The organism is Bacillus infantis, from assembly GCF_020171945.1.
Lineage (GTDB): Bacteria > Bacillota > Bacilli > Bacillales > Cytobacillaceae > Bacillus_AB > Bacillus_AB infantis_A.
In genome coordinates, this window is record NZ_JAIVAP010000004.1 from 38,028 (window position 1) to 52,519 (window position 14,492).

11 protein-coding genes and 1 other annotated feature are annotated in these 14,492 nt (G+C 46.8%); of the genes, 9 read left to right on the forward strand and 2 right to left on the reverse strand.

Going from position 1 to position 14,492, the window contains the following annotated elements:
* The first annotated feature begins 107 nt into the window (after positions 1-107).
* The 9 genes from resA to LCM00_RS09645 all read left to right on the forward strand — a co-directional run bounded on the left by resA (position 108) and on the right by LCM00_RS09645 (position 10,220).
* Positions 108-635, forward strand: coding sequence for a thiol-disulfide oxidoreductase ResA (gene resA, locus LCM00_RS09605; protein ID WP_224900756.1), 528 nt, complete (start codon positions 108-110; stop codon positions 633-635).
* Positions 636-650: 15 nt separating this feature from the next.
* Complete coding sequence (gene resB / locus LCM00_RS09610) at positions 651-2,306, forward strand: cytochrome c biogenesis protein ResB (protein WP_224900759.1); 1,656 nt, start codon at positions 651-653, stop codon at positions 2,304-2,306.
* A 2-nt stretch (positions 2,307-2,308) separates the two neighbouring features.
* Positions 2,309-3,496 (forward strand): c-type cytochrome biogenesis protein CcsB, encoded by a 1,188-nt coding sequence (gene ccsB / locus LCM00_RS09615; RefSeq protein ID WP_224900762.1) that lies wholly within the window; start codon positions 2,309-2,311, stop codon positions 3,494-3,496.
* A gap of 125 nt (positions 3,497-3,621) precedes the next feature.
* Positions 3,622-4,338 (forward strand): response regulator transcription factor, encoded by a 717-nt coding sequence (locus LCM00_RS09620; RefSeq protein WP_224900765.1) that lies wholly within the window; start codon positions 3,622-3,624, stop codon positions 4,336-4,338.
* A complete protein-coding gene (locus LCM00_RS09625) occupies positions 4,335-6,107 on the forward strand; it encodes an ATP-binding protein (protein ID WP_224900769.1) in 1,773 nt (590 codons plus the stop codon). Before LCM00_RS09620 ends, LCM00_RS09625 begins: the two co-directional genes overlap by 4 nt.
* A 197-nt stretch (positions 6,108-6,304) precedes the next feature.
* Positions 6,305-6,856 carry an RNA polymerase sigma factor SigX gene (sigX, locus tag LCM00_RS09630; protein WP_224900772.1) on the forward strand — a complete coding sequence of 184 codons (552 nt, stop codon included), beginning with the start codon at positions 6,305-6,307 and terminating at the stop codon, positions 6,854-6,856.
* On the forward strand, positions 6,828-8,105 hold the full coding sequence (locus tag LCM00_RS09635; RefSeq protein WP_224900776.1) for a hypothetical protein: 1,278 nt from the start codon (positions 6,828-6,830) through the stop codon (positions 8,103-8,105). The genes sigX and LCM00_RS09635 overlap by 29 nt, the downstream gene beginning before the upstream one ends.
* Before the next feature lie 306 nt (positions 8,106-8,411).
* Positions 8,412-9,341 (forward strand): peptidoglycan DD-metalloendopeptidase family protein, encoded by a 930-nt coding sequence (locus tag LCM00_RS09640; RefSeq protein WP_224900779.1) that lies wholly within the window; start codon positions 8,412-8,414, stop codon positions 9,339-9,341.
* A gap of 66 nt (positions 9,342-9,407) precedes the next feature.
* On the forward strand, positions 9,408-10,220 hold the full coding sequence (locus LCM00_RS09645; protein ID WP_224900782.1) for a histidinol-phosphatase: 813 nt from the start codon (positions 9,408-9,410) through the stop codon (positions 10,218-10,220).
* 51 nt (positions 10,221-10,271) lie between these two features.
* On the opposite strand, the gene serA is transcribed toward LCM00_RS09645, so the two are convergent.
* Together serA and LCM00_RS09655 are read right to left on the reverse strand one after the other, a co-directional pair.
* On the reverse strand, positions 10,272-11,846 hold the full coding sequence (gene serA / locus LCM00_RS09650; RefSeq protein WP_224900794.1) for a phosphoglycerate dehydrogenase: 1,575 nt from the start codon (positions 11,844-11,846) through the stop codon (positions 10,272-10,274).
* Between the two features lie 182 nt (positions 11,847-12,028).
* A complete protein-coding gene (locus tag LCM00_RS09655; RefSeq protein WP_224900785.1) occupies positions 12,029-13,366 on the reverse strand; it encodes a sodium-dependent transporter in 1,338 nt (445 codons plus the stop codon).
* 392 nt (positions 13,367-13,758) lie between these two features.
* Positions 13,759-13,979: a binding site (T-box leader), on the reverse strand.
* Between the last annotated feature and the right edge of the window lie 513 nt (positions 13,980-14,492).

A 14,492-nucleotide genomic window follows, 5' to 3' on the forward strand; every position in this document is an offset into this window, starting at 1 on the left:
AGGTGCATATACCTGCACGCAAAGGATTGTATGCGGATTCTTGCAGGGTGCTGCTGCTCCTTCAGAGGGCTTAAGATGAAGCAGTATGAAAGATCGGGGAGGTACTTATGAAAAAACGGCGTCTCGTTATGAGGACAGTCATTTTGCTTGTTCTGGGTGCTGCCGTTGCATACACTCTATATGCAAGCATAACAAAAGATGATATTAAAAAAGTTGCAGTCGGGGAGAAAGCGCCTGACTTTGCTTTGGTTGACATGGATGGAGAAAAGCACAGGCTGTCGGATTATGAAGGGCAGGGGGTTTTCCTGAACTTCTGGGGAACCTGGTGCAAGCCCTGCGAAAAGGAAATGCCTTATATGAATAACCAGTACAAAGAGTTCACGGACGAGGGCGTTCAGGTGCTGGCTGTAAATGTAGGCGAATCTGATTTTGCCGTCAAGAAGTTTGCTGAAAGATATGGACTCGCATTCCCGATCGTCAACGACAAGGATGGCCAGGTACAGAATGCGTATGCCATCGATCCCCTTCCGGCCACATTCCTGATCAATCCGGAGGGCGAAGTGGTGAAAATCCATACAGGCCAATTGACAGAAGATACGATCCGCACCTTTATGGAGCAGATCCAACCTAAGTAACAGGGAGTTTTTAGGATGAAAGAAGTTAAATGCGAATGCGGGCATCTCAATCCGCATGGGACCATACTTTGTGAATCATGCGGAAAGGTGCTCGAGGAGCAGGCAAAAGACAAAAAGCTGATCGATATGAGATATGAAGGGACAGCGCGGCGCTCACAGACCTATAATAAGACATTTGTGGACAAGATCTGGAATTTCTTTTCCTCTGTCAAAGTCGGCGTTTGGATCATCGTACTCACCCTGATTGCATCGGCGCTGGGGACAATCCTCCCGCAGGAAATGTATATCCCTCCAACCATGCCTGCTGCCGAATATTATGAAGACCAGTACGGATGGTTCGGGAAGCTGTATTATGAACTTGGCTTCCATAATCTCTACAGCTCATGGTGGTATTTAATCCTGATTGCTTCCCTCGGCGTTTCGCTGGTCATCGCCAGCCTTGACCGGGCAGTGCCTTTATACCGGGCTTTAAAGACACAGCGTGTTACAAGGCATGAAGGCTATTTAAAACGCCAGCGGCTTTTTGGGATTTCAAAGACTGATAATGTTGACGGACAGTATGAAGTGATCAAGGAAAAGCTTAAATCAAGGAAATACAATATCCGTGAAGAAAACGGCAATGTACTCGCTGAAAAAGGGCGGTTCTCCCGCTGGGGCCCGTATGTCAACCATGTCGGCCTGATCATTTTCCTGATTGGCGGCATGCTCCGTTTCGTTCCCGGGATGTATGTGGATGAAGTATTGTGGCTCAGGGAAGGCGAAACGAAAGTCATCCCTGATACAAAAGGGGAATACTATCTTTCCAATGAAGAATTCACTCTAGAAGTCTATGATAAAGAGAAGGATAATGAAGTCTTTGATAATGCAATCGACAGGGCCGGCACCGTTGCTAAGAACTATCAATCCGATGTGACTCTTTACCGGAAGCAGGGTGAAACCGTTACTGGTGAAGAACATGACCTTGAAAAGGTGAAAGATTACAGCATTAAGGTGAATGAGCCGCTGAAGTTCGAGTCGTTTGCGATTTATCAGGTGGATTACAAGCTGAACGAGCTGAACAAAATGTCATTTTCCCTGACTAATAAAGAATCAGGGGAAACATTCGGCGATCTGACAGTTGATCTGTACGATCCCCAGACAGAATATAAGCTGAATGATGGCTATTCAGTAGAAGTCGTCAGCTATTTCCCGGACTTTGAATTTGATGAAAATGGGGACCCGACAACAAAATCGCGCATCCCGAATAATCCGGCATTTGTTTTTAAAATGTTTACACCGGATAAGCCGGACGGAGAAGTAAGTTTTGTGGCCATTCAGCAGACAATCGAGCCGATGGGGGACAATGAATACAAACTTGCCTTCCAGGGAGTTGAGACAAAGGATGTTTCAGGCCTGACAGTGCGCAAGGATATGACTCTTTGGATACTGGCTCTTGGAGGTGCGATCTTTATGATCGGCGTCATCCAGGGCGCCTACTGGAACCATCGCCGTATATGGCTGCGCCGCTTTGACGGTGAAGTTTGGGTTGCCGGCCACACGAATAAGAACTGGCATGGCCTGAAGAGGGAGATTGAGCTTGCCCTTGAAGATACAGGCATCAGCATTCCTGAAGACCAGATGGAAAATGATAAAACAGATAAACTGGAAAAAACAGATAAGGAGGGACAATAATTGTGGTAGCACTGAGCGGAAATTTATTATACACTGCCTTTATTTTATACTTAATTGCCACATTATTTTTTGGCGGAAGCATCAGGGATAAAAAACATGGCGCCGGCCAAAAGTCTCCAAACAGATGGGCAAGGATTGCCATTACCGTGACCATCGCCGGGTTCGCAGCCCAGCTGGGTTATTTTATCACCCGCTGGATTGCCTCCGGCCATGCTCCTGTCAGCAATCTTTTTGAATTTATGACATTCTTCGGGATGTCTCTTGTTGGAGCATTCATCATTATTTACTTTTTATACAAAACACCGATGCTTGGTGTGTTTACGATGCCGGTCGCGCTGCTTGTCATCGCTTATGCCAGCATGTTTCCGCGCGATATCTCGCCGCTCATCCCTGCTTTGCAGAGTGACTGGCTTTATATCCATGTAACGACTGTTTCCATCGGCGAAGCGATTCTTTCAGTCAGCTTTGCAGCAGGCCTGATTTATCTGGTGAAGGCTGTCGATCAATCAAAATCCAGCAAACGGACCTTCTGGCTTGAAGCAGTCATGTTCGGACTTATTTGTACTATTGGTTTCATTGCGGTCTCATCCATTTTCTCAGCAGCTGATTATAAAGCAAGCTTTACATGGATAGACAAAGGGGACCAGGAATCAGTACTTGATTACACAATGCCTGCCATTACGGGCCCGCATGAAGGAACGCTTACAACTGACGGCAGATTTGAGCCGCTTGTGGAAATGCCGGCCATCATCAATGCTAAAAAACTGAATACTGTCATATGGTCGATCGGGGCAGGGCTCATCCTTTACGGGTTGCTCAGGCTTATCCTCCGCAAGAGGATTGCCGCAAGCATCCAGCCGCTGGTCCGCAACATCAAACTGGACCTTGTGGATGAAATCGGGTACCGTGCAGTATTGATAGGATTCCCGGTATTTACGCTGGGAGGGCTTATCTTTGCAATGATCTGGGCCCAAATTGCCTGGACGAGATTCTGGGGCTGGGACCCAAAAGAGGTTTGGGCGCTTGTCACATTCCTGTTCTATGCTGCTTTCCTTCATCTCCGGCTGTCCAAGGGCTGGCATGGAGAAAAGTCGGCATGGCTCGCGGTCATCGGGTTTGCCATCATTATGTTTAACCTGGTTGCAGTCAATCTTGTCATTGCAGGTCTTCACTCATACGCGGGATCCTGACAATAATTCCATAAAGCCTTCACGATTTCTATGTGGAGGCTTTTTTTAAAATCTTACAGACATTTGCGGCATTCCGGCTGCCCAGGGGACCCCTCGCAGCTGATCTATTAAAGGAGGATTCTATTATGGAGAGAGAAACCAAAATCCTGGTAGTGGACGATGAGGAAAGAATCAGGCGGCTTTTAAAGATGTACCTGGAGAGGGAGAACTATGTGATTGAAGAGGCCGGTGATGGCAGTGAGGCCCTGGAGAAGGCCTTTGAAACTGATTATGATGTCATCCTGCTGGACTTGATGATGCCGGGCAAGGATGGGATCGAAGTATGCCGTGAGCTCAGGGAAAGAAAGGCGACGCCTGTTATCATGCTGACTGCGAAGGGTGAGGAAGTGAACAGGGTCCAGGGCTTTGAAGCAGGGACAGATGATTATATCGTCAAGCCGTTCAGTCCGCGGGAGGTTGTCCTCCGGGTAAAGGCGCTTTTGCGCCGGTCCAGCACGACGAGCTACCTGCAGACTGAAACTGCTGCAAAAGATGTAATCGTATTCCGGCATTTGACCATTGATAATGATGCCCACCGGGTGCTTGCGGACGGTAAAGAGGTCAGCCTGACACCAAAGGAATATGAGCTGCTGTATTTCCTTGCTAAATCGCCTGATAAAGTTTTTGACCGTGAGCAGCTGCTTAAGGAAGTTTGGCAGTATGAATTTTTCGGAGATTTAAGGACAGTTGATACGCATGTGAAAAGGCTGAGGGAAAAGCTGAATAAAGTATCTGAGCAGGCAGCGCGGATGATCGTAACGGTCTGGGGTGTCGGCTACAAATTCGAGGTTGTTAATGAATGATGTTTTGGCGCAGCGTAGTAGGCAAGCTATGGATCACAATCATCTTCCTGGTGGCCTTTGTCCTTTTTACCCTTACGGTGCTGCTTCTTGAGTTTTTCGAGAACAACCAGATCAATGAGATTGAAAAGGGGCTGACCAAAACTGCCAATAAGATCTCCGTGATCCTTAAGGAGCATGACCTTGATGTGGGTCTGGAGATTTCCTGGGAGCTGGTCGATGATGTGACCAATGTTGCTATCATCAAAAATAATGAAGAATATTATCATTCACCCGACAAAGGGGAGCCGATTGAGCTTCCCCGTGAATTCTTCCTTGAAGATAAAGGGCTGGCCGAGGCTTTTGCCGGGCGTTCAGTCAAGAAAGTATATCCATACCCTGCCACCGGTGAAGCTGGGGAGGATTCCCGCATCCTGATCATCGGTGTGCCGTATATTGATGATGGGGACACAGGGGCTGTATTTATATACCAGTCTCTTGAAGAAATGCAGAAAACGACAAGGTCAACCACAAAGTTCATTATCCTTGCTGCAGGAATCGCCATTGTCCTTACCACAATCTTTGCCTTCTTCCTTTCTACAAGAATCACAGCACCCCTCCGGAAAATGAGGGAGGCGGCTTTTGAAGTGGCAAAGGGCAAATTTGATACAAAGGTCCCTATTCTCACGCATGATGAAATCGGGGAGCTGGCAACCGCTTTTAACCAGATGGGCAGGCAGCTGAAATTCAATATCAATGCACTCAGCCAGGAAAAAGAGCAGCTGGCAAGTATATTGAGCGGGATGGCAGACGGTGTCATCACCTTCAGCCGCGATGGTACCATTCTTGTCACCAATCCTCCGGCTGAGCGCTTCATCCAGAACTGGTATTATGAGCAGGGGGAAGAGAGTACGAAAATTGAAGCAGTCCCTTCAGAAGTGATGAAGCTGTTTCAGCGCGCCGTCGATACGGGAAAAGAGCAATTAGGAGAGATGCCGATCCAGGGCAGGATCTGGGTCATCATCGTCAGCCCTTTGTATAATAATACCTTTATCCGCGGGGCGGTTGCCGTTTTGCGGGATATGACAGAAGAAAGACAGCTGGATAAGCTGAGGAAGGACTTCATTGCCAATGTCTCTCATGAGCTCAGGACGCCAATTGCGATGATGCAGGGCTACAGTGAAGCGATTGTGGATGATATTGCGGGTACAGATGAAGAGAAAAAAGAAATGGCAAGCGTCATTTATGACGAGTCACTCAGGATGGGCAGGCTGGTCAATGAACTGCTTGACCTGGCAAGGATGGAGGCAGGCCATATACAGCTTACCCTTGACAGAGTCGAACTGAAGCCATACATCAGCAGGATTGCAAGGAAATTTCAAGGGCTTTCCAAAGAGAAGATCATCAAGCTAGAAAGCGAATTCAGCATAACTGAAGATGATTTTGTCTTTGACCCTGACAGAATTGAACAGGTGCTGACCAATCTGATCGACAATGCCATCCGGCACACACCTGAAGACGGGTCTGTCAAAATAACGGTGAAGTCCGAAGAAAAAGGCCTGATGGTCGAGGTTGCTGATTCGGGATCCGGTATTCCGGAGGAGGACCTTCCGTTCGTTTTCGAACGATTCTATAAGGCAGATAAAGCGCGGACAAGAGGACGGTCAGGAACGGGCCTCGGCCTTGCAATCGCAAAAAATATCATTGACGCCCACAAAGGGCAGATTTCTGTACAAAGCAAGCTGCAGCAGGGAACGACATTTTCCTTCGTCATTCCTCGAAATATTGAATAAAAGACAGGAAAATGCCGTTTATTCTTGATTCACAAGAAACAAATACACCATATAAAGCATCATTCATCAATAGTGGAAGCAGCTGGAAGGGAATACACAAAAAGTCCCTTCCTTTTTTTTCTGAGAAATACTATATTTATAGATGTAACTTTTTGTACATAAACTGCGACTAATTTATGAACGGGGAGGGAAGACCTATGGACTCCGTTTTTGATGACTTATATACAAATTATCATCAGGACGTTTTTCAATTCCTATTTTATATGGTGAAGAGTAAAGAGCTGGCAGAGGATCTGGTGCAGGAAGTATATATCCGTGTCCTTAAATCCTATGACCGGTTTGAAGGAAAAAGCAGTGAGAAAACCTGGTTATTCTCTATCGCCCGAAATGTTGCGATTGATTCTTTCCGTAAGCAGAAAGGGTGGAAACAGAGGATACTGGAAAAATTCGACTGGACCGAACAGCAGATCAGGGACGACAGCCCCGTACCGGAAGATATCGCCTTGCAGCGCGAAGAAATCCAGATGATCTACCGCTGCCTTGACTTATGCACAGTCGACCAGAAGATGGTGATTATTATGAGATATATCCAGGAGCTGTCTATTTCGGAAACAGCCGAAGCCCTCCGCTGGACCGAAAGCAAGGTAAAAACAACCCAGCACAGGGCTCTGAAGGTACTGAAGGGCCATATGGAGACTTTAATGATAAAGGAGGGAAGAGATGGTGAAAAAGTCAGAGTGGAACGATGAACAGCTTGAAAGGCTGCTCCGGCAGCTTCCAAAGATACAGGATGAGCGGGAACCCCAGGAGATCTACCAGAATATATCCCGAAGGATGCGGAAGCGGAAACGCACATTCTGGGTCGTTCCTGCAGCGGCAGCTGCTGCGGCTGTCCTTCTTCTCTTTATCCTGATTCCGGGCCTGACCGGACAGCAGCTGCAGGAATCTGCCGATCAGGCAGCAGAAGATAAAGGAGAGCAGGCTTCTTCAGGAGGAGAACCTTCTGAACAGAAGGAAAACAGCTATGAGACTGCCCAAAAGAGTGAAGACACCAGCGAAGGGGAGGCCGGGGTCCAAAATGATTCTGAGGCAGAGCCGTCAGAAACCGAAGTGCAGGAGGATGACGGGAAGGCGGGGCTTGCTTCTTTTGAGGAAGAAGACAGCGACTACCGGACCGCTTTATATGAAGAAGACATACAGGGGCAGACTATTCTTACCTATGCCATTCCGGATGCAAATATCCAGACACTGGTGCCTGTAAGCGTCCTTGCTGCACCAGAGGAAGGCATAACAGAATTTGATTTATATAAAGAAACGATGGAGAAGCTCACAGAGGAAGAATGGGGCCTGGGCGAAGCATATCCGATTCCGCAGGCAGAGCTGTTCTATGATCCTGAAACAGAAACATTGACTGCTGATATTAAAAAAGATGCAGACTTTAACGGATCTGCTAATGAAACTCTGTTTAAATCGCTATTAACTAATCATCTGGACACACTTAATGCTCAGAGAGTACTTTTAACAACTGAAGGCGAGCCAGGTGCGGTGATCAGCAACACAGGGGCTGTGGATAGCCTCACTGTTGAAGAAGATATCGGAAATCATGCCTATTATTTTTTATACACAAATCAAGGATCTGAGCCATTCATTGTGCCTGGTAAAGAAAGCTACAGCTCGGTCCAGGATGCAATCGAGGCAATGAAACTGAACAAAGAAACGCTGGGGCTGGAGCCGTCTATCCCAAGCGATATGAATATAAAAAGCGGAACAGAGTCCCCAGGCGAAGGCAGCGAGCTGACACTGACCCTGGAGGAAGGCACAAAGCTTGAGGACAATGCTGCTTCGTCCTATACCATTGAAGCTATCCTTCTGATGGCTAAAGGATTTGATTACAGTTCTGTCAAGCTGGACAATGTTGAAATTGAAAAGGTGGGAAGCTTCCAGCTGCAGGAAGGGTTGAATGTTCCGGCAGCACCGAACTGGCGGCAGCTCCCATAATTTTAAAATAAATGCGAGGAACAGGAATCGGCCAATAGGCTGATTCCTGTTTTTATTTATGAAAGATAATAAATATGATCCCGCCTTTTTGATTACTGTCTATCAGCTGCAACTGCCTTTGCACTTTCCTGAATAACCTTAATATTCTTTCTTGTATAAAACCTACTGCGTAAATTGCATAATAATGGCTGTGTTTTCTCCCGGCAAATCGAGCGGGAATACTAAGGTTTCCAGACATGGAAGTTCTATTATGGGACATGCTGTCATACGGTGGAAAAGTAAAGCTGAAATGGCAAGGAGGATAATATGAGAGATTATATAAGAAGATTTTTAATAGCATGGCTTGTGCTGTTATTCATTAGCCTGCTGTTCATCGGCGGCAAGCAGCCGCAGGCTTCAGCACTGCATGATGAAGTGTTTGCTTCAAATTGGCAGTGGCCGGCGGATGGTGTCCTGTCTGACTGCTTTGGCACCCGGAATGGCGCACACAAAGGAATTGATATCGCCTCAGATCCCGGTACACCGGTTTATGCAGCAGAGGAGGGGAGCGTTACCAGATCCTATTATTCTGATTCCTATGGGAATGTCATATTTATTAAGCATCCAAACGGCACAGAGACTGTTTATGCCCACCTTCAGGAGAGAAAGGCAGCAGAAGGGGAAAAGGTGCTGCAGGGCCAGACGATCGGCACCATGGGCAATACAGGGGATTCCTCGGGTGTCCATCTTCATTTTGAAGTACATATATCAGAATGGACATACGATAAGCAGAACGCTGTCGATCCATTTCTTGCCCTAGGAGAGACAGAAATTGGGTCTGCGGTCAGTTCAGTGCAGCCTGCAGAAGGCTTCAGAATCATAGAAGCGGCTGGCCAGCTGCTCACAGATGATAATGGACAGCCCCTCACCGCTTCAGGCAGAAAAGATGAGAGTGCCGGGAGCAAAATGCAAAGCGGTACAGCTGCCAGTAAAACGATGGAAACTTCCGATCATAAGCCTCCAGCTGTGCCTGCTGCCGAGGCCCGCGAGCAAAGGCTGAGACTGCGGCAGCTGATGATGGCGTCAAGCAGCCATGAAAAGAGCAAAGAAGCAGCAGAGCCAGTCTATGAAGTGAAAACCGGAGATACACTGTTTGCTATAGCAGCCAAGTTGGGCACGACAGTATCACAGCTTAAAAAAGCAAACAGTCTGGCAGATGACATCATTCATCCCGGAGAGATTCTTTCTGCCAGATAATTCACAGAATAGATTGAAGCCAGTCCTCTCCCGAAGTATAATGAATAAAATTGGGGAGGGGATAAATTGCTTACCGATTACCATAATCATCTCGAAAAAGGGACTTTGACGCTTGATTATTTAAAACAATTTACAGACAGGGCCGAGGAAAAAGGAATTGCCCATTTCGGCATCTCAGAGCACGCCTATCATTTTTATCAGACTGCGGATATATTGAGGAATCCCTGGGTAGATGAAAGGCGCTATTATGATATGAATGATTATACAGCTCTTTTCAGGCAGGCCTGGAACAGCGGCATTGATGTAAAGATGTCGATCGAAATGGACTATACCCCGGGAAAGCACGAAGAAATGCGGCGGTTTATCACAAACTATGATTTTGATTACATAATTGGTTCTATCCATTGGATCGGGGATTTTGGGATTGATTTATCCGAATTCAGGCATGAATGGGACAAAAGGGATCTGTATGAAGTGTACAGAGCCTATTTTGACCAGGTGGTTACCCTTGCCCAGTCCAATCTTTTCGATATCATCGGCCATATTGATTTAGTAAAAATATTTAAATATGTACCGCAGGATGAAGAATTCCTGCTGGAGCAGTATGAGAGGGCAGCAAATGCCCTGGCTGAATCAAAAACCTGTGTCGAAATAAGTACAGCCGGCCTGAGGAAGCCTGTAGGAGAGCTCTACCCGGACCCAAGGCTCTTAAGGAAATGCTATGAAAAAAACATCCCGATTGTCCTATCATCCGATGCCCACTTTCCGAAGGATGTAGGCGCTGATTTTGACCAGGCGCTCCTGATGGCAAGAGAAGCAGGATATGAGAAAATCATGACATTTTCCAAGGGAGAAAGGGTGGAGCATCCAATCGGCTGAAGCACAAAAAGAAGAAGATGGCGGGTCTGCCATCTTCTTCTTTTTGTGCTTCTATAATGATATATTCCTGATGGAGACAATATCTTCCTGGCCTTCAAGCAATTCGAACGAGCTTCTGCCCAGAGGTTTATCAAATGATAAGACCATGATGGCTTCGCCGCCAGCCTCTTTCCGCCCAACCTGCATGGTGGCGATATTGATGGAATGGTCTCCCAGCACCTTTCCTACCCGCCCGATTACCCCTGGGCGGTCCATATGCTGGATATAGAGAAGTTCTCCCTCAGGAAGGAAATCAATATTGAACCCATTCAGGAATACGATGCGCGGACCGTAATTTTCAATGAATGTCCCCCTGACAATAAATTCGCTATGATCATTTCTCGCTGCAACGGATATGCAGTTCGCATAGCCGAAGCCTGACACTGATATCTTTTCGCCGATTGTAATGCCTCGTTCTTTGGCAGTTAAAAGGGCGTTCACTTCATTTACATGAATATCAATGCGGTTTTTGAAAAAACCGGATAATAATGCTTTGGTCAGATATGAGGTTTCCAGCTCTGTGACAGTCCCGGAATAGGTAATGGAAATCTCCTGTATCCCTTCGGTCACGCACTGTGAAAGTATAAGGCCGATTTGCTTGGAAAGCTGGTGAAAAGGCTGTATTTTTTCATAGATTTCCTTCGACATCGCCGGCAGATTGATGCTATTGGAGACAGGCTTATCTTCCAGAAAAAGCCGGACTTCCTCGGCTACCTGTGTTGCCACATTCAGCTGTGCTTCTTTTGTTGAAGCGCCGAGGTGAGGGGTTACAATTACATTGTCAAACCCAAGGAGCGGATTATCAAAAGGAGGTTCCTCCTCAAAAACATCAAGGGCCGCACCTGCAATATGCCCGTTCCTGATATATTCTGCAAGATCCAGTTCATTGATGATTCCGCCTCGGGCACAATTAAGGAAATAGACGCCTGTTTTAGTCATTTCTATCCTTTTGGCATCAATCAGGCCTTTTGTCTGAGGGGTAAGTGGAGTATGGACAGTGATGATATCCGCTTTTTTAAGCACTTCCTCAAGAGGAAGGCTTTCCACGGCAAGCTTGGCAGCTCTTTCTTTCGTCAAGAAAGGATCATAAACAGAAATGGACATACCAAAAGCCTTGGCGCGCTTAGCAAGTTCAGAACCGATCCTGCCCATGCCGACAATGCCCAGCGTCTTTCCGAAAAGCTCATTCCCGATAAAGGCATTTCTGTTCCATTCCAGATTTTTGACGGTCCGGTGGGCCTGTGGAATATTTCTCATCAATGAAGCCATCATAGCAAAAGTATGCTCTGCAGTAGAAATGGTGTTGCCGTCAGGGGCATTGACCACCACTATCCCTCTTTTAGTGGCCGCAGCGACATCAATGTTGTCGACTCCGACACCGGCTCTTGCAATAATTTGGAGCCTTGGCATTTTATCAAGCAGCTCGCTGTCCACTATTGTGGCGCTCCTCACCAAAAGGGCATCTATATTTTCCAGATCTGCTTCAGGGTCATCCGTCTTTTTTTGTATCAGCCGGGCGTTTTCCATCTCTGTAAGAGGGAGCAATCCTGCTCCGCTGATTGAATCTGCGACAAGAATTTGAAACATAGCCAATCAATCCACCTGCTTTATATAATTTTCTGATAATTTTACAAGACGAACAATTTTCTGTCAATGAGGCAAAACGTTCTTGTTTAGATGTAAACGCTTTAATTTATAAGAAGTTTTCAGGTTTGAGGTATGCTTTTTAATGCTATGAGAAAATGCCAGGGAAAACCCTGGCATTCTTCTTAAAACTTTATAATTCCTGTACCGTTCAGGAAGACAATGATTATGGCTGCAGGAACGGCGTACTTAAGCAGAAGCAGCCAGAGAGCAAACAGCCTTCGGGCCATGCCGGATCCGGCCTGCAATTCATTGACCAGTGTATTCCTGTCCATACGCCAGGGAACAAAAAGGGTAATGAATAAGGCACCTAGAGGCAGGAGGATATTCGAGACAAGATAGTCGGCTAAATCAAAGAAGGTTTTGCCGAAGATCAGGATGTCATTCCATACGCCAAAAGAAAGGGCGGAAGGGATGCCGGCTGCAAAAATAAGCAGGCCGAACAGGAAGCTTGCCTTTGTTCTGCCAGCCTTTTTGCCAGCAGCCGCTACATTGATTTCCAGCATGGAAATAGCTGAAGTCAAAGCAGCAAAAAAGAACAGCAGCAGGAAGAGAATGAAAAAGAGCTCCCCAAATGCAATTTTGCTGAAAATGGCCGGAAGTACGATGAACAGAAGGCCCGGGCCTTCTTCTGGCTCCAAGCCGAAAGAGAAAATGGCAGGGAAAATCGCCAGTCCTGCGAGAAGCGCGATAAGCAGCGTCAGCCCTGTGATTGAAAAAGCGGCTTTCGTAATATTTTCCTTCTTGGATAAATAGGAACTGTATGTCACCATTACGGATACGCCTACAGACAGCGAGAAAAAGGACTGCCCCAAGGCATATAAAAACACATCAGGTGTCATCTTGCCAAAGTCTGGCTGCAAAAAGAATTTGACCCCTTCAATGGCGTGATCAAAACTCAATGACCTTGCAATCAATGCCAGAAACATGATGAATAATGCCGGCATAAAATATTTGTTGACCTTTTCAAGGCCGCCCTGCACGCCCCTGCTGACAATCAGGACCGAAAGCAGGATAAAAATAAGTTGGGCACCTGCAGCAAGCAGCGGGCTGGAAATGGCTCCGCCAAAGACTTCTTCAAAGTTCAGCCCCTCGGACCACAGTTTGCCGGATATGGCATACCACAGATAAATAAGGATCCACCCGCCAATGACACTATAAAAAGATAAGAGCAGGAAGCAGGCGGCAACGCCCATTCTGCCGACCCATGGCCATAGTGAACCTGGAGCGATTGCTTTATAGGCAGCAACGGCCTCCTTTTGGGTGCTTCTGCCGATTACGAACTCGGCCAGCAGGATGGGCAGGCCAATGAATAAAGTGAACAGAATAAAAACAAGGAAAAATGCGCCCCCTCCGCCGATCCCTGTCATATACGGGAACTTCCAGATGGCACCAAGCCCGATTGCAGAGCCGGCGGCAGATAGGATAAACCCGATTTTTGTCCCCCATTTTTGTTTTTCCATAGTATCACTCTCCTAAAGACATTATTTCAGCGGGCATTGAAAGAACAGAGCAGTGCAAGCGCCTTGAACACTTAAGGAACCCAGGCTAAGAATGCCACGGCCTGTGGCAGCGTCTGCATGACCAGCTTCCTGAAGCCTCAAGCCGAGCCTTCCGGAAAGGCGTTATTTGCCTTTTTGGGAGGTTTGGATTTGGCCCCGGCGCAGCTGCAGGGCGTTGATCAAGAATTGAATTGATAAGATAAGTATCCACAAGACTTACAATTTATAAATTCCTAAGCGACAAATAAAAATCCCTGCATGAACTTCATGCAGGGACGAAAAGAAATTCGCGGTACCACCCTCATTGTGAAGAAAATTCCAGGCACAGAAAATAAAAAACGCCCCTGCTTAACAGCAGGGACGATTATATCGCGGTACCACCCATTTTTGTGAAAATATCTTCACCACTTAATTTGATAACGGTATACACTACCGTTTTCCGCTTTCTTTTCCAAGAGTTCACGGAAAATGCTCCAAGGGGAACTTCATGCAATTTCTTTGTACCGGTTTTCACCTGCCACCGGCTCTCTACAACAGGGAGAAATACATTACTATACCTTTTCAATGCCCAATATTTTTTTACAATACTATCACAGGTTAGGAGAAATAAAAAGTGTTTTTTTAAAGAAATGCGGAAAAGCCTTGTTCAGCCCCGACAAGCATAAGCCAATCAGGCCGGAAGGTTGTTCTTTAACCTTTTGGCCTGATTGGCTTATGACTCGAGGGGCTAGGCTTTGGAGCTGGACAAAGAAATGCGGAAAAGCCTTGTTCACTGAAGGAACGCAGACTAAGAACGCCACGTCCTGTGGCAACGTGTGCATGACCTACATCCTGTGGGCCCTAAGCCAATCAGGACGGAAGGTTGTTCTTTAACCTTTTGGCCTGGATGGCTTATGACTCGAGGGGCCAGGGTTTGGAGCTGGATAATTAGAAGAGCGCTTTCCAGCTGCGCATGATTAAAGCGAGAGAGAGGCTGATTCATATTTCCCAAGATTCAAATGGGCATTTTGGGTAGTGGTCATGTATCCCAGGAGCCCGGTGGAGTACATGACTGCCCAATTTTGGTGGCGGTCATGTATCCCAGGAG